Here is a 20,521-nt window from a genome sequence, read left to right as displayed (position 1 = left end):
AACTGCAGAGATGGCTTACTGTGCATTCGGACGACCGAAACAGTCAAATATCTCGGCAAACATTTACAAACCAGACATAGAAACGGCCCTAGGTGGATGTTCTCGACCGGCGCCTCGTCGCCGCCCTGCAAGTCAGCCCTCGGGCGTCGTGGGGCGAGCTCGGCCGGGCCGTGGGCGAGCACGAGCGCACGGTCGCGCGGCGGCTGCAGCGGCTGATCGCCGACGGCGTCGTCCGCGTCACCGCCATCTACGACGACCTGCGCACCGGCCACGGCCGTCCCGTGCACCTGCACGTCCAGGTGCGTCCCGGCACCGTGCCCGAGGTGGCGAAGGCGCTGGCCGGCCGGGCCGACACCCGCTCGGTCTACGCGCTGACCGGAGCCGCCGACATCGGTTGCGAGCTGGTCGCCCCCACCAGGGAGGACCTGCATCACATCCTGTCCTCCCAGGTCACCGGCATCGACGGCGTGCTCCAGACGCAGACCCAGGTGGTGCTGCACACGTTCAGGACCGTCGCCGAGTGGCACGCTCCCTACCTCACCGAGCGCGAGGTCGCCGAGCTACGGCCGGGCCCGCTCCCCGAGTCGGAGCCGGAGCCGCCGCCCGACGAGGAGGGCCTGACGCCGCTGGAGCAGGAGATCGCCGAACTGCTCGCCGGCGACGGGCGCATCGCGTTCACCGCGGTCGCCGAGCGTCTCGACATCTCCGTGCCGACCGCCCGCAGACGGGTCACCTCGCTCATCGAGCGGCGGCTGCTACTGCCCCGCGCCGAGGTCGAGCCCGCGCTGCTCGGCCTGGAGGTCGAGGCCATGCTCTGGCTCAAGGCCCGCCCCCACGGCCTCGACGGGGTCGGCCGGCAACTGGCCGCGCACCCCAACGTCCGTTACTGCGCCGCGACCACGGGCACGCACTCCCTCATCGTGCAGGTCGTGGCGGCGCACGAGGCGGCGCTCTACCGTTTCATGACCGGCGTCGTCGGCCGGTACGACGAGATCACCGACGTCGACCTCACCCTGATCACCCGCGCCTACAAGCGCGGTCACCTCCACAAGTCCGGACTGCTCACGCTCGACCACCGTTGGGAGAACACACCATGACCCCTGCTGAGAGGGAAGTCGCCGACCTGTGCGTGGAGCTGATCCGCGCCGACAGCAGCAACTACGGCGACGGCAGCGGCCCCGGTGAACGCGCCGCCGCCGAGGTCGTCATGGCCAGGCTGGCCGAGGTCGGCATCGAGCCGACGTACATCGAGAGCGAGCCCGGCCGCGGCAACGTGATCACCCGCGTCGAGGGCACCGACCCCTCGCTGCCCGCCCTGCTCGTGCACGGCCACCTCGACGTCGTGCCGGCCAACGCCGCCGACTGGTCGGTCGACCCGTTCGCGGGCGAGGTGCGCGACGGCTACATCTGGGGCCGCGGCGCCGTGGACATGAAGGACATGGACGCGATGATGCTGGCGGTGCTGCGCCGCTTCAAGCGCGAGGGCATCAGGCCGCGCCGCGACATCGTCTTCGCCTGGGTGGCCGACGAGGAGGCCGGCGGCGTGTACGGCGCCAAATACCTCACCGCCCACCACCCCGAGCTGTTCGAGGGCGTCACCGAGTCGATCAGCGAGGTCGGCGGCTACTCCCTGGAAGTGGACCCGTCGCTGCGGCTCTACCTCATCGAGACCGCCCAGAAGGGCCTGGCCTGGATGAAGCTGATCGCCGACGGCACCGCCGGCCACGGCTCCATGCTGAACGACGACAACGCCGTCACCGAGGTCGCCAAGGCGGTGGCCAGGATCGGCGCCCACGACTGGCCGCTGACCTACACCGAGACCGTGCGCCGCTTCCTGACCGAGGTGGCCGACGCCTTCGGCATCCCGTTCGACGAGGACGACCCGCAGCCCATCCTCGACAAGATAGGGCCGCTGGTGCGCTTCGTCGGCGCGACGCTGCGCAACACCACCAACCCGACCCAGCTCGGCGCCGGCTACAAGTCGAACGTCATCCCCGGCCAGGCCACGGCCGTGGTGGACGGGCGGTTCCTGCCGGGGCACGAGGAGGAGTTCTTCAAGACCATCGACGGGCTGCTCGGGCCGAAGGTGCGCCGCGAGTTCGTGCACCACGACATCGCGCTGGAGACCTCGTTCGACGGCGCGCTGGTCGAGTCGATGATCGCGGCGCTGAAGGCCGAGGACCCGGCGGCGCGGGCGATCCCGTACTGCATGTCGGGCGGCACCGACAACAAGACGTTCTTCGCCGACCTCGGCGTGCGCGGGTTCGGATTCGTGCCGCTGCGGCTGCCCGCCGACATGGACTTCGCCTCGATGTTCCACGGCGTGGACGAGCGGGTGCCGGTGGACGCCCTCCAGTTCGGCGTGCGGGTACTGGACAAGCTGCTCCTAAACTACTGAAGGTGACCAAAGACGCATACACCCTGGCCAGCGAGGCCGCCGCGGCGCTGCCCAGCCCCGCGGGCCTCGACAAGCTCGACGTGCCGCTCGACGTGGCGCTCGTCATGGGGTCGGGGTGGGTGCCCGCCGCCGACGCGCTCGGCGAGACGGTGAGCGAGATCCCCTTCACCGATCTGCCCGGCTTCCGCGCCCCCGCCGTCGCCGGGCACGGCGGCAAGATCCGCGTCGTGCGCACCCCGTCCGGCCGGCACGCGCTGATCTTCCTCGGCCGCACCCACCTGTACGAGGGGCTCGGGGTCGACGCGGTCGTCCACGGCGTACGCACGGCGGCCGCGGCCGGCGTACGCACGCTGGTGCTCACCAACGCGGCCGGCGGCCTGCGGCCCGAGACGCAGAACGTCGGCGACCCGGTCCTGATCAGCGACCACATCAACCTGACCGGGGCCAACCCGATCACCGGCACCACCTTCATCGACCTCACCGAGGTCTACTCGCGGCGGCTGCGCGCGCTGGTGCGCGAGGTGGACCCGACCCTGGCCGAGGGCGTCTACGTCGCCTTCAGGGGCCCGACGTACGAGACCCCGGCCGAGATCCGCATGCTGCGCACGCTCGGCGGCGACATGGTGGGCATGTCCACCGTCCTGGAGGCCATCGCCGCCCGCGAGGCGAACGTGGAGGTGCTCGGCATCTCCCTGGTCACCAATCCGGGCGCCGGGCTGTCCGGCGAGCCGCTCGACCACGAGGAGGTCCTGCAGGTGGGCCGGACGACGGCCGCCCGCATGGGCGTACTGCTCGCCAAGGTGGTGGACCGACTGTGAGCCCGGCTGTGAGCCCATCTGGGAGCCTCGTGGACGAGGCCCGCGCCTGGCTGGTGCAGGACCCCGACCCCGACACCAGGGCCGAGCTGGCCGGGCTGATCGAGCGGGACGACCTGGACGCGCTGCGCGAGCGGTTCGGGGCGCGGCTGGAGTTCGGCACCGCGGGCCTGCGCGGCGAGCTGGGCGCGGGTCCCAACAGGATGAACCGGGTCACCGTGATGCGCGCCGCCGCGGGCCTCGCGGCCGTGCTCGGTCCCGGCCGGCACGTCGTCATCGGCTACGACGCGCGGCACAAGTCCGACGTGTTCGCCCGCGACACCGCCGCCGTGCTGACCGGGGCCGGGGTGCACGCCACCCTGCTGCCGCGCCCGCTGCCGACGCCGGTGCTCGCCTTCGCCGTCCGTCACCTGGGCGCCGACGCCGGGGTGACGGTCACGGCCAGCCACAACCCGCCGCGCGACAACGGCTACAAGGTCTACTGGGGCGACGGGTCCCAGATCGTGCCGCCCGTCGACGCCGGCATCTCGGCCGCCATCGACGCCGTCGGCCGGGTGGACGAGCTGCCGCTCGGCGGCCCTGGAACGCTGACGGAGCTGGGCGAGGACATCGTCGACGACTACATCGAGGCCGTCACCGCGCTGCCCCTCGGTGACGCGCGCGAGCTGCGGGTGGCCTACACGCCGCTGCACGGGGTCGGCGCGGCCACGCTGACCGGCGCGTTCCTCGCCGCCGGGTTCGAGAGCCCGATGGCGGTCGAGGAGCAGCGCAATCCCGACCCCGACTTCCCCACCGTCGCCTTCCCCAACCCGGAGGAACCGGGCGCGATGGACCTCGCCGCCGCGCTGGCCGGCAAGATCGGCGCGGACCTGGTGCTGGCCAACGACCCCGACGCCGACCGGTGCGCGGTGGGGGTGCCGCTGCCGGGCGGCGGCGTACGGATGCTGACCGGCGACGAGGTCGGCGGCCTGCTGGCCGAGCACGTCATCACGCACACCACCGGCGACCGCATGGTCGCCACCACCATCGTCTCCTCCACCCTGCTCGCCAAGATCGCCCGAGCCCACGGCGTGCGGTACGGCGAGACGCTGACCGGCTTCAAGTGGATCATCAAGGCCGGGCCAGGGCTGGTGTTCGGCTACGAGGAGGCCATCGGCTACAGCGTCGGGTCCGACGCGGGGCTGCCGGTCTGGGACAAGGACGGCATCGGCGCCGCGCTGACCGTGGCGGGCATCGCCGCCGCCGCCAAGCGCGACGGGCGTACGCTGCTCGACCTGCTCGACGACCAGGCCCGCCGCTACGGCCTGCACGCCACCACCCAGCTCTCCTTCCGGGTGGCCGACCTGTCGCTCATCACCGACGCCATGTCCCGGCTGCGGGCCGAGCCGCCCGCCGGCCTCGGCGGCCTTGAGGTGACCGCCGCCGACGACCTCGCGCGCGGCGACGGCGGCCTGCCGCCGACCGACGGGCTGCGCTACCGGCTGGCGGACGACGCCCGCGTGGTCGTCCGGCCGTCCGGCACCGAGCCCAAGCTCAAGTGCTACCTGGAGGTGGTCGTGCCGGTCACCACGACGCCGGGCGAGGCGCGCGCGGATGCCGCGCGGCGGCTTGAGGCCGTCAAGTCCGATCTCGCCGCGCGGCTGGGGCTGGGGTGACGGAGTTCGAGCGCTTCCTGGACCGGGCCCTGGCGGACCGGGAGGTGCTCGGGCTGGTGCTGAGCGGCTCGCACGCCCGCGAGGGCACCGCCACCTCGCACTCCGACCATGACGTGTACGCGGTCGGTACCTGGAGTGGGAGCTGCGGCGGCATCCGCTGGGCGCGCCGCTGTGGGCGGCCGACGCGCTCCTGCCCCTGCTGGCCGCCGCCCTGACCCTTGAGGCCGACAGCGCCGTACGGGCGCTGCTCAACGACCTCGAACCCCATGCCAGGGCGGCCGGACACGGCGAGATCTACGACTCGTGGGACGAGGACCTCGCGTTCCTGCGGGGGCACTGACCGCCTCGTGAGGTTAGGACAGGCGGATTTGAAGGTCGGTGAGCCAGTTGGCGGGGTCGGGTTCTTCGCGGGGGTTCGTTGCGTAGAGCTCCAGGCGGCAGCCCCAGTGCTCGGCGCCGTCGCCCTCGGTCATGTCCCACTTCAGGCCCTGCTCCTCGCCCCACGCCAGCAGGACACGGGTGGCCTCGATGAGGCCGTCGAAGTGGCCGCGGTGGGTGAGGGTGGCGTAGCGGCCGGCGGGCAGAACCCCGGCGAAGTAGTCGCCCTCGACCTCCACCGGCCCCGCGACCGGCACCCCGGCCTGCATCACCAGCCCGTCGCCTTCCGTGTCGAAGCTCTCGTAACGCAGGAACGGCGCCCCGGCGATGGCGGCACCGCGTCCCAGCAGCCAGCCGGCGATCTCGCCGATCCGGTCCGCGATGACCGGGATGGTGTTCATGGTGATGGCGCCGCGTACCCCGACGTACGGACGGTCGGGGAGTTCCACGATCTCAGGCATAGATGAAACCTCCTTTTCCCCTGTCAGACCGGCCGGGCCCGCGAAACTCATCGCACGCTACGCGACGACCGCGGCGGCCACCAGAGCGAGCGCGACGACCAGCGCCGCGATCGAGTCGTAGGACCACGTCACCCGGGCGGGCCCGGCCTCCTTGGAGCGGCGCTTGGCGGACTCGGCGCGGTCGCGGATCTGGTCGCCCACCCAGTCGGCGTGCGTCTTGCCCGCGAACGCCTCGGCCGCCGCCTGCTCGCCCTTCGACAGGGCCGGCTCGGTGGCGAAGCGCCCCCGCTGCTGGGCGGGGGTGCCGCGCCGCTGCGCCTTGGCCCGTTCGCGCGCGCTGCTCATCGGCGTCCACAGCCGCAGCACCTGGTCCTCGCCGTAGCGCACGTTGATCGAGTGGGAGACGCCGACGTCCTCGATGGAGGCCCACGGCAGGAACGTGGTGCGGAACGGGTTGCGCCCCACCAGCCCCTCCTCGGTGAGCACGGTGGCGGGCCGCAGCGCGACCGCGTAGACCAGCGCGGTCAGCACGGCGAGCACGGCCAGCGCCACCAGCGACGCCTTGCCGCTGAAGCGGACGACCAGGTCGACGACGTTGAGCGCGACGAACACCAGCCAGACCCACGCCAGGACGTAGGCGGTCTTGGAGCGGTAGGTCTGCTTCACGGCTGCCACTTGAGCTGTGCGAACCCGGGCTTGATCACGCCGTTGATGAGCGCCAGCCGCTCGTCGAACGGCAGGAACGCCGACTTCATCGCGTTGACCGTGAACCACTGCAGGTCGTCCCAGCCGTAGCCGAACGCCTCGACCAGCTTGCGGAACTCGTCCGACACGGTGGTGGAGCTCATCAGCCGGTTGTCGGTGTTGACCGTGACGCGAAAGTGCAGGCGCCGCAGCAGCCCGATGGGGTGCTCGGCGATCGACGCGGCGGCGCCGGTCTGCAGGTTGGAGGTGGGGCACATCTCCAGCGGGATGCGCTTGTCGCGGACGTACGCCGCCAGCCGCCCCAGCTTGGCCGTGCCGTCATCGGAGACCGAGATGTCGTCGATGATGCGCACGCCGTGGCCGAGCCGGTCGGCGCCGCACCACTGGATGGCCTGCCAGATCGACGGCAGCCCGAACGCCTCGCCGGCGTGGATGGTGAAGTGGGCGTTCTCCCGCTGCAGGTATTCGAACGCGTCGAGGTGGCGGGTGGGCGGGTAGCCGGCCTCGGCGCCCGCGATGTCGAAGCCCACCACGCCGCCGTCGCGGTAGCGCACCGCCAGCTCGGCGATCTCGCGGGAGCGCGCCTGATGGCGCATGGCGGTCAGCAGCGTGCCGACGCGGATGCCGCGCCCCTGGGAGCCGCGCTCGAACCCGTCGAGCACCGCCTCCACCACCTGGTCGAGGCTCAGCCCCCGGGTGGTGTGCTGTTCGGGGGCGAAGCGCACCTCGGCGTAGACCACGCCGTCGGCGGCCAGGTCTTCCGCGCACTCCTGGGCGACCCTGGCGAGCGACTCGCGGGTCTGCATGACGGCGACCGTGTGGTCGAAGGTCTCGAGGTAGCGTTCGAGCGAGCCGGAGTCGGCCGCCTCCTCGAACCACTGGCGCAGGTTGTCGGGGTCGTGGGTGGGCAGCCGGCCGTAGTCGGTCTCCCGGGCCAGCTCGACGATCGTCTCGGCGCGGAGCCCGCCGTCGAGGTGATCGTGCAGCAACACCTTGGGAGCCCGCCGGATCTCGTCAAGCGTGGGGCTCATCAGGCCATGATATGAGGACAACCCGTCTTCCACTCGCCCCCGCAGGACCCGTCAGTCGCGGCCGGCGGCGTCCGGGGTGAAGGCGGGCAGGCATACCGCGATGTACTCGGCGCCCTCGGGGCCGACGCTGTAGCGGACCTTCTCGCCCGGCGAGGTCACCACCGACTGCCCGGCGTCGACCTGCGTGGTGCCCTCGGCGTGCTCGACCAGCACGGTGCCGCGCAGGACCACGGTGTACTCGGTGAACGCCGGCGTCTGCGCGGGCTCCTCCCACCCGGGCGGCGCGGTCATGTGGGCGATGGACACCGCCTCGTCGCCGCTGTTGACGCGGCCCACGTGCTCGTCGATCACTTTGCCACCGGGTACGGGGATGCGCGAGGCCCCCTCGATCTTTCTCACCACGTCGGTCAGTGTGCCACGTCGAGCACGAGCCGGTCCGGCGACCCCTGCTCGGTGATCCGGAACCCGGCCCGCCGGTCGAGCGCCAGCCCGATCCCGACGCGGCCCTCGAAGTCACCGGTCCTGACGACCTTGGTGAGGTTGCCGAGCCCGGCGGCGTAGACGGGGCCGCCGCCCCAGGTGGGCTCGCCCTCGTCGTCGTGGGCGTGCGCGGGGAAGAGCGTGAGCTGCAGGTACGCGCCGCCGCGTACGCTGATGGGCTTGCCCGAGCCGTCCTGGACGAACCCGTCCACCCATTTCACGTCATATCCAGGTATGCCGCCCCGCAGATCGACCACGAGCCGGTCATAGGTGTCGTGAGCCGCGTACCGTACGTTCGTCACGACCGCCGGCTCCATGCCGCCCCGATCGACCTCCACCTCGGCCGTACGCGTCGGGCCCGGCTGCGCGGCCGGCCCGGAAGAGGAGGACGGGCTCTGCGGCAGCGTGGCCTGCTGCGCGGTGCCGCACGCGGTGAGCACGCTGAGCAGGACGAGCGGGAGCAGCAGGCGGACACTCGACGGGCGCATGATCGGTATTTGCCCAGCGTACGAGCCTGCAAGCGCTCATCGTCCGACGACTCCCGGATGCGCCTCCTCCAGCGCGGCACGACCCTCCGGCGTGAGCCGCAGGTAGAGCCCACGGTCCACGTCGAGCACGAGCGGCGTCCCCTTGCCCCTGACCACGACCTGGATGTCGCACTCCAGGTAGGTGTTGACGTGCTCCTGCTCCAGGTAGTTGCGTTCGAGCACGTCGCCGTTGCGCGACCCGGCCTCCTCCCTGGTCTTGGAGGCGCCGCCGACGCCGCCGTACCCGACCGTCGGCGGCCCTTCGTGCCCGCCGCCGGAGTCCGCGCCCCCGTCCGACGGGTTGCGCAGGTTGCCGGAGACCCCGGCGCGGGCGGCCAGGCCGCGGCCCTCGCCCTGGCCGTGCCCTGCCGTGTCCAGGGTCTGCGCGTAGACGCGCTGCTTGACCCGCGCGTCGGCGATCTCGCGGGCACCGGTGACCTCGATGCCGACCGTGCCGACGCCGGGCAGCTCGTACGTGTGCCCCAGCAGGGACCCGAGGTGTGCCCGCATGGTCCGTTCCTTGGTGGCCTCGGTCAGCGCGATGCCGTCCTGCCGGGACAGCTCGAACCCGCCGGGCCGGTCGGCCACCGCCGGCGCCTCGCCGCGCAGCCTGGGCGGCACCGTGGCCAGCGGCGCCCACTCCTCGACCAGTCTGGCGGCGGGGAAGGCGACCTGGCTGACGTCCCCCTTGGGCATCGCGTCGCCGAGCATGGCGGTCAGCGGGCCTGGCCCGCCCTGCTCCGCCCAGCGCGGCCGGGTGGCGACGATTTCCGTGTGCGCCGCGACCGGCGTGCCGTGCGGGACCTCCGTGGTCAGGTGGCCCGCCACCAGCAGGCCGACCTCGCCGTGCGCCACCGCGCCGGACGTCGTGGTGACGCCGACGTGCCGGTCGAAGAGCCGTACCGCGCCGTCGTGGCCGGTCAGCTCGCCCGCCTTGAGCAGCACGCCGCGGGCCGCGCCCTGCACCGGCTCCATGACGGGGCTGACCTTGGAGCGTTCGAGCGTGATGTCGTACGTGACCGGATGCCGGAACTCCTGCGGCGCCTCCCGGGTCTGGAAACGGTTGATGTCCTTGACGTTGGTGCCGCGAGCGTCCACGGCGTGACCGTCGCGGGAGGTGGTGGCCCCGGCCTCGCCGCCGGCGATGTCGCCGTCCGAGGTCCTGATGTAGCGGGCGAGCACCTCCTTGCCGCGATCCGACCCCTTCTCCTGGAGGTTCAGCTCGCCGCCGAGCCGCTCGCTGCGCAGCATGAGCCCCGTGTCGGGCCGCTCGCCGACGTGCACCCCGTCGCCCAGCCTGGCCGTGACCCTGATCCCCACGCGCTCGGTGACCCGGCCCGCCTCGTCGGTGACGAACAGCCAGGACGTCACGCCGTTCCCGCGCAGCTCGCCCAGCTTCGTCCCGAGCGCCTCCTGACCGAAGTGGCCGCGCAGCTGCTCGGCCACCGGGTGGGCGGTGAGCTCCTGGCCGGGGAAGAGCAGCCCCTCGCCGCGCAACGTCTCCACGATCGCGGGCAGGACGCCGCGCGCGTCGAGGTGGTGCACGGAAGCGGTGCTCATCGCCGCCTCGGGCGCCACATAGGTACGAGCGACGTCCCCGGGCTGCTGGGGGGCCTGTTCGGGGGCCTGCTCCGGGGCGTGTGCCGGCTCGGGCGCGGGAGGCTCTGGGACGTCCAGGTCGTGGCGGCGGGCCACCTCGTCGGGCAGCACGACGTCCATGATGTCGGACACGCGCAGGTGAACGGGCTCCCCGTGCTCGACGACCGTCCCGGCAGTCCTGCTGGGCGTCACGGTCAGCACCAGGTCGCCCCGGTACCAGTGCGAGGCGCCGCCGTCCCCGTACGTGACCCGGCTGATGTCCCCGCCGCCCCGGTAGGAGCTCTCCATGGACATCCGCTTGGCGGCGGCGTGCCCGCCCACCCGGGCCAGCACCTTGTGCTCGGTCCCCGCCACCGGGTGGCCGCCCTCGGGGGAGCCGCCGAGCGTGACCCGCACGCCGGCCCGCGCGTGCCCGCCGACGCCGCGCGCGCCCCGCTCCCCCTCGACGACGCGCGAGTTGCTGTTCGCGTACGCCTCGTGCTCGACCCCGGTCTCCGACTTCACGTACGCCAGCCCCGCCACGTCGGCCTGCACGTGCAGCTCGTAGCGCCGGCCGCCGTGCTCGGCCACCACGTGCCGCAGCCCGCCGGGATGCGACGTGATCATGGTTTCCAGGGTGATGACGTCCACGACGTTCTCGATCGTGACCGGCACGTCCAGGCGTCCCGCGGGCGCCGGCACGTCCGCGAAGGCGGCGTGCACCGAAGCCACCGCCCGCGCCAGGTCCGGCATCGCGCCCAGGCGGACGATCGCGTGCAGCCGGTCGTCGTGCGCCCACACGTCGCGGGGCGGCCCGTCGAGCCGCTCCATGCGGCCCACGGTCGTGACGTCGCCGGCCAGCAGCGGCGTCTCCTGCAGGTGCGGCTCGGGGACGACGATCTCCGCCCGGCTGCCGTCCACCCGCCACGACGTGTCGGCCACCACCGCGCCGTCCTTCGAGACCCGGAGCTGGACGTCGAACGCCAGGTCCCTGGTGAAGGTGAAGCCGCCGCCCGCCTCCGTGCGGTCGTATCGCGTGTGCCCCGCGCCGACCGCGACCGTCTCGGCCTTGGAGCCGCTCGCGATGCCCGCGATGTTGGGGGCGTCCACCTTCAGCACGCCCTCGGGCACGCCGGTCCTGAGCGCCCTGCCCACGTCCACCCGCGCCACGGCGGCCACCTCGCCGCGCACGCCGTGCGAGACCTCGCGCTGGCTGGTGCCGTTCCATGAGGTGATCCTGCGCTCGTTGATCGTCACGGCCGTCGCGCCGACCTCGTGCCGGTGGCCGAGCACGCCCTGCGCCACGACCTCGACCGTGTGGCCGGCCATCGTCGTCTCGTACCTGATGCCGTGCAGCGCGTACGTCAGGTCAGCCTCCAGGGCGGCGCCCCCGTACCTGAGCTCCAGGTCGCGGACGATCTGCCGCCTGATGTTCTGCGGCAGGTCCGGCAGCGCCCCCTCGACGGCCTGGCGGAGCTCGGCGAACAGCCGCGCGTCCGCGTGGACCCTGATGCCGGTGCCGAGTCCTGGCCCGCGACCGGCGGCGAGCGTCCTGGGCTCCAGCGGGTGCGGGTCGTAGCCCGTCGCGTCCTGTGCGAACTCCTGGCGTACGCGCTCCATCTCGCGGTGCAGGCCGGCCAGCTCCCGCTGGATCCTGTTGAACTCGCCGGGCGGATGCAGGTCGTGGCCGAAGACGTCCCGTTCGAGGCCGGGCGCGTCGCGCGTCGGCAGGGCCAGCTCGGCCGGCACGTCCACGGTGAACGTGCCCATCGTCTCCGTCTCGACCTTCAGGCGCAGGTGGGCGTCGTACATGGTGAGGTCGGCCCGGCTGGTGACCACGGTGTGGTTGCCGTGGGCCCGGTTCGCCGTCGCGACGTGGTCGGAGCCGAAGCCGAAGCCCACGATGCCGCGCCCGATCGCCTCGGCCCAGTGGCCGGCGCGCACGCCCAGCCTGCCGCCCACGTGCAGGTTGAGGTCCCTGCCCTGCCGGTACGCCACGCCCTCCGCGCTGCGCCGCCCGAGGTCGTCGCGGAGCATGCCCTCCACCGGCGGTCGCCCGTCGCCGTCCACCCGCTCGATCCTGGTCACCTCGCCGGTGATCCTGATCGACTCCTCCGCCGACCGCAGCGCCGACGTCCTGAACCTGACCGCCTCCGTGACCGCCCCGCTCGACAGCAGCGCCTGGCTGCGGTTCTTGATGCCCTGCTCGTGCAGGATGGTCGAGGTGAGGTGGTCGATGATCTTGACGACCTCGCGGGCGGGCACGCCCTCGGCGAGCGCGCGGCGCTGCACTTCCAGCACGAGCGGCGTCAGGTCGAGGCCACTGACGGTGATGCCGTGGTCGCGGAACCTGCCCGCCGCCCCCTGCGGCACCTCGTGGCGAGGGCGGGCCGGCGGGTGGTCGGACGGGCGCGGCGGACCCTCCCTGGTGAACTGCTCGGGGAAGGGCAGGGTCACCGCCAGGTCCTGGATCTTGCCGGCGGTCGCGAGCTTCGTGCCGTCGCGGTAGACGTCCACGGCGACGTCGGCGAGGAAGTAGTCGTGTTTGGGGCTGATGACCTTGTGGCCGCTCATCAGCTCGATGCTGCTGGTGTGCGTGGTCCTTGAGGTGTCGAGCAGTCCGGTGCGCGGCAGCGCCGTCGACTCCTCGGCCGCGTCAGGCGACTCGGTCAGGTTGCGGACGAGGCCGGCGCTCACCTCCCTTGACGTGGCGCGTACCGACTTGCCCTCCACGCCGTCGCCGCCGAACGCGACCGGCTTCTCCGGCGCCAGGTCCGGGTGCTCCACGTGGGTGAACCCCTCGGGGCGCAGCTTGACGTAGATCGCCTTGTCCCCGACGTCCAGGGCCGCGCCCTTCGCCAGGCGCTCGGTCCAGGCGTCGCGGTCACCGTCGGCGAGCGCCTGCTCCAGCCAGTCGCGGACGGCCGCCCGCTCCCTCTTCGTCGCGCCCTCGATCCCGTCGGCCAGCGTCCGCGCCGCCGCCTTGGCGTCCTGCGGCACCTTGACGTCATGCACGGCCGTCTCCCCGAGCGCCCCGATCTCGGTGGTACGCGGCGGCCGCACAGGCCCCCGCGCCGGCTCATTCCCATCAGGCCGCGCCGCCCCTTCCGGCCGCGCCGCCTGCCCGGTCCCGTCAGGCCGCGCCACCGAGGCGCCGCCCTCGGGACGCGCCGCTGAGGCGGCCCCCTCCGGACGTGCCGCTGAGACGCCGCCCTCGGAGCGCGCCGCCTGGACGGCTCCCTCCGCCCGAGGCGCGGGAACGCCGCCCTCCGGCGCCTGTGTCGGCGTGGGCGCGTGGGTGCTCGGCTGCTGCGGGCCCGCCTGCTGGTGGGCGGGCTGGGGGTCCGGGTTCGACGCGAGCGTGGTCGCGGGGACCTGCCCGGCCTGATGCGCCGCCCCGCCGGAACGGGGCTCACCGCCGCCCGCTGCCGGGCCGGGATCGGGGACGCCGGAGCGCGGGCCCGGGGTAGCGGAGGCCGGCTCCCCCGCGCCGGAGCTCGGGCGCGGGCTCCCGGGGTCGGGGGTGGGGGGAAGGCCGCCTGAGGTCGTCGGTGGGGTGTCCGCGGGCAGACCTCTGACCAGGTGCTGGCCGTCGGCGCCGAGTGCGCTGGACGTGATGCCCTTGGCCAGCATCTCCCAGCTGAAGTGCCCCTGCGCCAGCATGGTGCCGGCCGTGGTGAGGCCGCCGGTGACGGCGTACTGGGCGGCCTGACCGTACAGGGAGGAGTCGGCCGCGGCGAGCAGCTTCTCGAACGTGGACATCTCCGCCCTGGTCAGCCCGGCCCGCAGGGCGGGCGTGGCCAGCCGGGACAACGCGCCCGACATCAGCCCCATCATGCCGCCCATCGCGCCGCCGCTCGCCGCCGAGATCGCGAGCTGCTTGACGTCGAACTCGTCCCTGCGGTTGGTCAGCTGCAGCGCCTGAATGCCCGCGTCCATCCCGCCCATGATCCCGGCGAAGATGGCGATGTTGCGCAGCGTCCGCCGGGCGATCTGCGCGACCGTCAGCCGCGCGATCTGCACGCGCGGCGGGATCAGGCCCAGGGCCGCGGGGTTGGTGATGGCGAGGTGCAGCAGCACGACCAGGGTCGCGAGCAGCAGCCACACGGTGGCCTCGATCATGTACTTGGCGTACTGGATCTGCACGCCCACGCCGTTGAGCGCGACGGCGGTGTTGACCAGCCGCTCGACGAGATCGGCCACCTTCTCGTCGGCCGTCTTCCTGACGTGGCCGACGAAGGCGAGGTGCGCGTCACCGTCCCAGTCGGCGCCGATGAGGCGGGCGCTGCCCGGCAGGTGGGCGTCGGTGCCCTCGACGATCCGGTACGCGGCCGTGATGCACGCGTCGGCCATCCGGAAGCAGCCGCTCTCGTCGCCTTCCGGCCAGTCCATGCCCACGGCCCAGCCCACGTACGGCTTGGCCCAGTCGGGCGTGAGGAACCCGTCGAAGCCCATGATCGCTCAGTAGCGGCGCGCGGGCGGCTGGTCGGCGGCCTCGTAGTTGCGGCTGGAGACGTGCAGGCCGGAGGTGAGGTCGTCGAGGTCGTCCAGGTAGTCCTTGAAGGCGTCCTCGATGGCCTGCTCCATGCCGGGCAGCTTCTTGGCCAGCTCGGCGCCGTACATGTCGTCGCCGAGCGTCTTCCTGTCCAGGTCGAAGGCGGCGCGCAGGGCGGTCCTCGCCTCCTCGGCGTTGCTCTTCAGCTCCTGGTAGACGCCGCTGTGCCGGCGCAGCGCCGCCGCCCGTACGGTGAATCCGTCGCTCACCGGGATCCCTCCTGCGGGCCGGGGAGGAACGCGTCGAGCCCCTCTCCGAAGACCCCGTCGAGGAGCTCGGGGTCCGGCATGAGCGGCTCCATGAGCGTCCTGCTCCGCTCGGCGACCTCGCCCGCCGCCGCCTCGGCCTGCCGCATGATGGCCTCGGCCAGCTCGGACGGCGACAGGCTGCGGTAGACGCGCGGGTTCAGCTCGATGCCGCGCAGCCGCCCGTGGGGGCCGACGGTGACGCTGACCATCCCGTCCTTCGAGCGCGATGTACGCTCGACGGCGTTGTACTCCGCGTACGTCTCCCGCAGCCGGGCGACCTGCCGGTCGATCTCCCGTGCCATCTCGTCGATCGTCGCCTCGAACGCGTCGGCCACCGAAGCACTCTCCCCTGTGAATGATCAAAGGGATCGTAATATGGCAAGAACGGACACGACGTCACATTCGGGCACTGTTAGCAGAGAATTAACCTCTTTGATGTCAGGCCAGGGCCACTGAATGGTTTGCGAACATTACACCGTTTCGTAGGTCCGCACCGGCTCCGCCGCCGGGACCGCCTTGCGCGCCCGCAGCCCCGTCGCCGAGATCGCCAGCCCGGCCAGCGCCAGCACCAGCGACACCACGATCGCCGCGCGCAGCGAGCCGATCGAGAGCGTCTCGCCGCCGCCTGAGGTGAGCACGGCGGTCACCACGGCCAGCACGATCGCGCCGCCCACCTGCCCCGAGGTGTTCAGCAGGCCGGAGGCGAGGCCCTGCTCGTCGTCGTCCACGCCGTTGGTGGCCTGGATGTTGAGCGCGGGGAACGACAGCGCGAACGCGATGCCCAGCAGGACCATACCCGGGATCACCATGCCGCCCAGGCTGGGGGTGCGGTCGATGCCGAGGAAGATCGCGTAGCCGCCGGCCAGCGCCGCCGCGCCGATCACGATGAGCTTGCCGGTGCCGAACCTGTCGGCGAAGTCGCCCATCTTGGTCGAGGTGAGCGCGACCAGCACGCCGGCGGGCAGGAACGCCATCGCGGTGCCGAGCGCCGACCAGCCCAGCAGGTTCTGGAAGTACTGCATGGCCACGAACTGGAAGGCCACGTACGAGCCCATGAGGATGACCAGCCCGAGGTTGGCCCGCACGATGTGCCCGGAGCGCAGGATGCCCAGCCGCACCAGCGGGTGGCGGACCTTCAGCTCGGTGAACACGAACAGCCCGAGCAGCGCGGCCACCCCGGCGAGCGAGCCGATCGTCCGCACGGACGCCCATCCGGCCTCGGGAGCCTGCACGACCGTGAAGACCAGCAGCAGCATGGACCCGGTGATCGTCACGGCGCCGACGAGGTCGTGGCCGCCCTCGGCCCGCTCCTCACGGCCGCGCGGCAGCACCTTCAGCGCGGCGATCAGCGCGATGACCGCGACGGGCACCGGCATCAGCAGCGTCCACCGCCAGCCGATCTCGGTCAGCAGCCCCGACAGCACCAGGCCGAGCGAGTAGCCGCTCGCGCCCGAGGCGGTGAAGAAGCTCAGCGCCTTGTTGCGCTGCGGGCCCTCGGGAAACGTGGTCGTGATGATCGACAAGGCGGCCGGGGCGGTGAACGCAGCGGCCACGCCCTTCACGAACCGCGCGGCGATCAGCAACCCGCCGTCGTCCACCACACCGCCCAGCAACGACGCCACGGCGAAGACGCCCAAGGCGACCAGGAACACCCTGCGCCGCCCGAGCAGGTCGGCGGTCCTGCCGCCCAGCAGCAGCAGCCCGCCGTAGCCGAGCACGTAGCCGCTGACCACCCACTGCAGCGAGGAGGTGGTCAACCCCAGGTCGTGCTGGATGGCGGGCAGCGCGACACCCACCATCGAGACGTCAAGCGCGTCAAGAAAGATCACTGCGCAGAGCACGGCCAAGGCCGCCCAGCGCGAAGAAGGAGAAGTCATGAGCCAGAACAATACATGCACTCGCATCTAATGCAAGCGCATTTAATGCCGTTGCATGAGAGTTGGGCTGGTGGTAACCTCCGCGACATGGACGCGGACGACGTGGTCGAGACCTGGCACTACGTCCTGGCCAAGCACGCCAAGGCGATGTGCGCGCTGGAGCGCGAGCTGGGCGCGCGGCACGGGCTGGGACCCAGCGAGTTCGAGGTGCTCGACCGGATCGTCCATCACGACCGCAAGCTGCGCATCCAGGAGCTGTGCGACGAGGTCCACCTGAGCCAGAGCGCGCTGTCGCGGGTGGTGGGCCGCCTGGAGAAGGCCGCGCTCGTCTCACGCGACGTCTGCCGCGACGACCGGCGCGGGGTCTACGTCTGCATCACCGACCAGGGCCGCGCCCGCCACGCCGAGGCCGTGCCCACCCACCGCGCCGTCCTCGCCGAGATCTTCAGCGAAGCCCCCGCCCTCAGGAGCTGACCTCCGCACCCCGCACTCCCCGCCCTCCTTACGAAGGCGGGCCTTCGTCATGTCTTCCGTCAGGCTCGTGCGTTCCGCTTGAGGCGTGCATACCGAGTATGCATACTTAGTACGCATGTCGGTCGATGGAGGAGCGATGACGTTCGTACAACTGGCCGATGTGGCCAGGGTGCACGGCGAAGGGGCGGCGGCCGTGCACGCGCTGAAAGGCGTGAGCCTTCAGGTGGGGCTGGGGGAACTGGTCGCAGTCATGGGCCCGTCGGGGTCCGGCAAGTCGACCCTGCTCAACCTCGCGGGCGGCCTCGACCGGCCCACGTCGGGGACGGTGCACCTCGACGGGCAGGACCTCGCCACCGTGCGCGACCTGGCGGCGCTGCGGCGGCGCAGCGTCGGCTACGTCTTCCAGGACCTCAACCTGATCCCGTCGCTGACGGCGGCGGAGAACGTGATGCTGCCCCGCGAGCTCGACGGCGTGCGCTCAGGCCGGGCCCGCGAGGAGGCCATGGCCGCCCTGGCGGAGGTCGAGGGGGCTGACCTGGCCGACCGCTTCCCCGAGGAGTTGTCCGGCGGCCAGCGCCAGCAGGTCGCGATCGCCCGCGCGCTGATCGGCGAGCGGCGGCTGCTGCTGGCCGACGAGCCGACCGGCGCGCTCGACACGCGTACCGGCGACGAGATCCTGCGCACGTTACGGGCGCGCTGCGACGCGGGGGCCGCAGTGCTGCTCGTCACCCACGAGCCGCGGTACGCCGGCTGGGCCGATCGGGTGGTGTTCCTGCGCGACGGATTGCTCGCCGAGTCCACGGACGTGCCGCTGGAGAGCGCCCGATGAGCGCGATGCGCGCCGCGCTGCGCATCTCCCGCCGCAGCGCGTGGCGGTCCAAGGGGCGAAGCGCGCTCATCATGGTGATGATCGCGCTGCCCGTCCTGGTGATCACGGGGGTCGCCACCTGGTTCGCGACCGGGAACGTCTCCGGGCCCGAGATGGTGGGGACCGAGCTGGGCACGGCCGACGCCCGCCTCGTGCAGTTCCCGGAAGGCACGACGATCCACCAGGACCCGCGCGGCGCGACCTGGCAGGGGAACGGCGAGAAGCGGACCATCCCCGAGCGCAGTGCCGCCGAGGTGGCGGCGCTGCTCGCGCCGGGCACCCGGGTCATCCCCTGCAACGCCGGCGAGATCGAGCTGGGCACCGGGCGGATGGACGCGCTGGAGACCGACCTGCGCGACCCCCTCACCAAGGGCATGCTGACACCGGCCGAGGGCCGGCTGCCCGCCGGGCCGGGCGAGGTCGCGGTGACCCCCGCCACCGGCCTGCGGCCCGGCGACCTCCTGCGGCCGACCGGCGCGACGCCGCTGAAGGTGGTGGGCGTGGTCGGGCATCCGTACCGGCCGACGCTGCGGCAGGTCGTCGGGCCCGATCTCCCGCTGGTGCCGTCGGAGCGGATCCACTACCGGATCGAGTACGGCGCCGCCTGGCTCGTCGACACCCCCGCCCCGGTCACCTGGACGGACGTGGCCGCGCTGAACACCGCCGGCATCCACGTCACCTCCCGCGACATGCTCACGAACGTGCCCGACAGGACGGCGGTTCGCGGCCTGCCCCAGACGGTCGCGCTCGGCGCGATGGTGATCATGCTGGTGCTGGAGACCGTGCTGCTGGCCGGCCCCGCCTTCGCGGTCGGGCTGCGGCGACGGCGGCGGGAGCTGGCCGAGATCGCGGCGCAGGGCGGCTCGGCCGGGCACCTGCGCCTGATCGTGCTGGCCGACGGCGTGGTGCTCGGCGGCACGGCCACACTGGTGGCGACGGCGCTGGGCGTCGGCGCGGGAGGGCTGGCCGCCGAGATCGGGGCGCACTGGGGCGGGCAGGTCGGCCCGCTGGACGTGCCGTGGCTCACGGTCCTGGGTGTCGCCGTGCTGGGCCTGGTCTCCGGGATCGTGGCGGCGCTGGTACCCGCCGTGCAGGCGGCCCGGCAGGACACCGTGAGCGTGCTGGCCGGCCGCCCGCCCGCCGTGGCCATCCGGCGCGGCTGGCCGCCGGCCGGGGGCGTGCTGGTGCTGGCCGGGCTGGTGGCGACCGTACTGGCCCGCCGCCAGCAGGACCCGGCGACGGTGTGGACCGCCGCGCTGCTGATCATGATCGGCCTGGTGGTGCTGACGCCGTGGCTGATCGGCCTGACCGGGCGCGTGGCCGGCCGGTTGCCGGTGTCGCTGCGGGTGGCCGTCCGCGACGCGGTGCGCCACCGCTCCAGGACGGCGAGCGCGGTGGCGGCCGTCACGGCGGTCACGGCCGCGGTCGTCGCCGTGGGCATCAGCGCGCAGAGCGAGTACGTCGACCAGCGGCGCGCCTACACCTCGGCGCGCCCGACCGGCACGCTGGCCGTCTGGGGCGGCGTGATGAGCGACAAGACCTGGACCAGGCTGCGCGCCGAGGCGGTACGGGGGCTTCCAGGAGTGCCGCTCGCCTCGGGCTACCAGGTGCAGGACGCCCAGGGCCGCCGCTACGCCCTGCGCTACTCGGTGCGCTGGAACGGCACGCGCGTCCGCCGTACGGTGGCCGTCGGCGACCAGCCCCTGCTGACGCTGCTTCAAGGACGCCACGACCCGCGGGCGGCCGCGGCGCTGGCGAGCGGCAAGGCCGTGGTGTTCGACCCGGCCGCGGTGCGCGACGGCAAGCTGCGGCTGCGGGCCGGCTCGACGTCGGGCCCGCCGCGCACCTTCGAGGTGCCCGCGGTGGCGGCCACCCCCGCCGACGAGCACCAGGGCGGGGCGCTGCTGCCGCGCGGCCTGGTCGAACAGGCCGGCTTCACGACCCTGGAACGCCAGCTCTACGCCATGCACCGGCCGCCGGACACGCTGGCCGGCGACCTGCGCGAGGTGACCTCCCGCGTGACGGTGGCCATGGAGGACGGCTACCAGCACCTGCCGAGCACCGGCCTGGGCGGCTGGCTGGTGGGCGCTCTGGTGCTGGTCCTCGGCGGCACGCTGGCCGCCACCGGCCTGGCCGCCGCCGACATGCGGCCCGAGCGCTCGACGATGATGGCGATCGGCGCCCCGCCGAGGACGTTGCGGATGGTCGTGGCCTGGCAGGCGCTCTACATCGCCGGTCTCGGCGCGCTGATCGGGCTGGCGGCGGGAGGGGTGACGGGCGTGGCGCTCAGCCGGCCGATGACGTCGCAGGGCTCAGGCGACCCGGCCACGCTCGCCCTGCCCTGGCCGTTCCTGGCCGCCGTCGTGGTGGGGCTGCCCCTGCTCGCGACCCTGGTGGCGCTGCTCACCAGGACCAGGCTGTCCCTCGCGTCCCGGCGCTCGTGACGCACGACCCACCGGGAGCCGGTGGGT

At 72.9% G+C, this 20,521-nt stretch carries 17 protein-coding genes; 8 read left to right on the top strand and 9 right to left on the bottom strand.

What is annotated here, in order from left to right:
• The first annotated feature begins 92 nt into the window (after window positions 1-92).
• Genes ABZW11_RS00600 through ABZW11_RS00580 form a run of 5 tightly spaced genes read left to right on the top strand, consistent with a single transcriptional unit; the run spans window position 93 to window position 5,083 of the window.
• Window positions 93-1,097, top strand: coding sequence for an Lrp/AsnC family transcriptional regulator (locus ABZW11_RS00600; RefSeq protein WP_355411099.1), 1,005 nt, complete (start codon window positions 93-95; stop codon window positions 1,095-1,097).
• Window positions 1,094-2,398: a M20/M25/M40 family metallo-hydrolase gene (locus tag ABZW11_RS00595; protein ID WP_355411097.1), complete on the top strand. Its 1,305-nt coding sequence runs from the start codon at window positions 1,094-1,096 to the stop codon at window positions 2,396-2,398. Before ABZW11_RS00600 ends, ABZW11_RS00595 begins: the two co-directional genes overlap by 4 nt.
• A gap of 2 nt (window positions 2,399-2,400) precedes the next feature.
• Window positions 2,401-3,216 carry a purine-nucleoside phosphorylase gene (locus tag ABZW11_RS00590; RefSeq protein ID WP_355411095.1) on the top strand — a complete coding sequence of 272 codons (816 nt, stop codon included), beginning with the start codon at window positions 2,401-2,403 and terminating at the stop codon, window positions 3,214-3,216.
• Window positions 3,213-4,868, top strand: a complete 1,656-nt coding sequence (locus ABZW11_RS00585) for a phospho-sugar mutase (protein WP_355411093.1) — start codon at window positions 3,213-3,215, stop codon at window positions 4,866-4,868. Before ABZW11_RS00590 ends, ABZW11_RS00585 begins: the two co-directional genes overlap by 4 nt.
• Window positions 4,865-5,083, top strand: coding sequence for a hypothetical protein (locus ABZW11_RS00580; protein ID WP_355411091.1), 219 nt, complete (start codon window positions 4,865-4,867; stop codon window positions 5,081-5,083). Before ABZW11_RS00585 ends, ABZW11_RS00580 begins: the two co-directional genes overlap by 4 nt.
• Before the next feature lie 138 nt (window positions 5,084-5,221).
• Here the strand turns inward: ABZW11_RS00580 and ABZW11_RS00575 are convergent, their stop codons facing one another.
• The 9 genes from ABZW11_RS00575 to ABZW11_RS00535 all read right to left on the bottom strand — a co-directional run bounded on the left by ABZW11_RS00575 (window position 5,222) and on the right by ABZW11_RS00535 (window position 16,660).
• Window positions 5,222-5,707, bottom strand: a complete 486-nt coding sequence (locus ABZW11_RS00575; RefSeq protein ID WP_355411089.1) for a GyrI-like domain-containing protein — start codon at window positions 5,705-5,707, stop codon at window positions 5,222-5,224.
• A gap of 57 nt (window positions 5,708-5,764) precedes the next feature.
• Window positions 5,765-6,373, bottom strand: coding sequence for a PH domain-containing protein (locus ABZW11_RS00570; protein ID WP_355411087.1), 609 nt, complete (start codon window positions 6,371-6,373; stop codon window positions 5,765-5,767).
• The gene (locus ABZW11_RS00565) at window positions 6,370-7,443 is read right to left on the bottom strand and encodes an adenosine deaminase (protein ID WP_355411085.1); all 1,074 of its coding nucleotides are present in this window, start codon (window positions 7,441-7,443) and stop codon (window positions 6,370-6,372) included. Before ABZW11_RS00565 ends, ABZW11_RS00570 begins: the two co-directional genes overlap by 4 nt.
• Window positions 7,444-7,494: 51 nt before the next feature.
• On the bottom strand, window positions 7,495-7,845 hold the full coding sequence (locus tag ABZW11_RS00560) for a cupin (RefSeq protein ID WP_355411083.1): 351 nt from the start codon (window positions 7,843-7,845) through the stop codon (window positions 7,495-7,497).
• A gap of 5 nt (window positions 7,846-7,850) precedes the next feature.
• On the bottom strand, window positions 7,851-8,411 hold the full coding sequence (locus tag ABZW11_RS00555; protein ID WP_355411081.1) for a hypothetical protein: 561 nt from the start codon (window positions 8,409-8,411) through the stop codon (window positions 7,851-7,853).
• Window positions 8,412-8,447: 36 nt separating this feature from the next.
• Window positions 8,448-14,483 (bottom strand): hypothetical protein, encoded by a 6,036-nt coding sequence (locus ABZW11_RS00550; protein ID WP_355411079.1) that lies wholly within the window; start codon window positions 14,481-14,483, stop codon window positions 8,448-8,450.
• Between the two features lie 6 nt (window positions 14,484-14,489).
• Window positions 14,490-14,792 (bottom strand): type VII secretion target, encoded by a 303-nt coding sequence (locus ABZW11_RS00545; protein WP_355411077.1) that lies wholly within the window; start codon window positions 14,790-14,792, stop codon window positions 14,490-14,492.
• Window positions 14,789-15,166, bottom strand: a complete 378-nt coding sequence (locus ABZW11_RS00540; protein ID WP_355411075.1) for a YbaB/EbfC family nucleoid-associated protein — start codon at window positions 15,164-15,166, stop codon at window positions 14,789-14,791. The genes ABZW11_RS00545 and ABZW11_RS00540 overlap by 4 nt, the downstream gene beginning before the upstream one ends.
• Window positions 15,167-15,301: 135 nt before the next feature.
• Complete coding sequence (locus ABZW11_RS00535) at window positions 15,302-16,660, bottom strand: MFS transporter (protein ID WP_355411073.1); 1,359 nt, start codon at window positions 16,658-16,660, stop codon at window positions 15,302-15,304.
• A gap of 135 nt (window positions 16,661-16,795) precedes the next feature.
• Here ABZW11_RS00535 and ABZW11_RS00530 point away from each other — a divergent pair, with 135 nt between their 5' ends.
• The 3 genes from ABZW11_RS00530 (at window position 16,796) to ABZW11_RS00520 (ending at window position 20,494) form a co-directional block, all read left to right on the top strand.
• Window positions 16,796-17,182, top strand: coding sequence for a MarR family transcriptional regulator (locus ABZW11_RS00530; protein ID WP_355411071.1), 387 nt, complete (start codon window positions 16,796-16,798; stop codon window positions 17,180-17,182).
• Window positions 17,183-17,318: 136 nt separating this feature from the next.
• The gene (locus ABZW11_RS00525) at window positions 17,319-18,011 is read left to right on the top strand and encodes an ABC transporter ATP-binding protein (RefSeq protein WP_355411069.1); all 693 of its coding nucleotides are present in this window, start codon (window positions 17,319-17,321) and stop codon (window positions 18,009-18,011) included.
• On the top strand, window positions 18,008-20,494 hold the full coding sequence (locus tag ABZW11_RS00520) for an FtsX-like permease family protein (protein WP_355411067.1): 2,487 nt from the start codon (window positions 18,008-18,010) through the stop codon (window positions 20,492-20,494). Before ABZW11_RS00525 ends, ABZW11_RS00520 begins: the two co-directional genes overlap by 4 nt.
• Window positions 20,495-20,521 lie beyond the last annotated feature (27 nt).

Source organism: Nonomuraea sp. NPDC004580, assembly GCF_040609855.1.
GTDB lineage: Bacteria > Actinomycetota > Actinomycetes > Streptosporangiales > Streptosporangiaceae > Nonomuraea > Nonomuraea salmonea.
This window is presented reverse-complemented; position numbering and strand designations above follow the sequence as displayed.

What these genes read in the sequence shown, in the direction of transcription:
- ABZW11_RS00595 (WP_355411097.1), top strand. Translation starts at nt 1,094, where the DNA reads ATGACCCCTGCTGAGAGGGAAGTCGCCGACCTGTGCGTGGAGCTGATC.
- ABZW11_RS00575 (WP_355411089.1), bottom strand. Translation starts at nt 5,707, where the DNA reads ATGCCTGAGATCGTGGAACTCCCCGACCGTCCGTACGTCGGGGTACGC.
- ABZW11_RS00565 (WP_355411085.1), bottom strand. Translation starts at nt 7,443, where the DNA reads ATGAGCCCCACGCTTGACGAGATCCGGCGGGCTCCCAAGGTGTTGCTG.
- ABZW11_RS00555 (WP_355411081.1), bottom strand. Translation starts at nt 8,411, where the DNA reads ATGCGCCCGTCGAGTGTCCGCCTGCTGCTCCCGCTCGTCCTGCTCAGC.
- ABZW11_RS00550 (WP_355411079.1), bottom strand. Translation starts at nt 14,483, where the DNA reads ATGGGCTTCGACGGGTTCCTCACGCCCGACTGGGCCAAGCCGTACGTG.
- ABZW11_RS00530 (WP_355411071.1), top strand. Translation starts at nt 16,796, where the DNA reads ATGGACGCGGACGACGTGGTCGAGACCTGGCACTACGTCCTGGCCAAG.
- ABZW11_RS00525 (WP_355411069.1), top strand. Translation starts at nt 17,319, where the DNA reads ATGACGTTCGTACAACTGGCCGATGTGGCCAGGGTGCACGGCGAAGGG.
- ABZW11_RS00520 (WP_355411067.1), top strand. Translation starts at nt 18,008, where the DNA reads ATGAGCGCGATGCGCGCCGCGCTGCGCATCTCCCGCCGCAGCGCGTGG.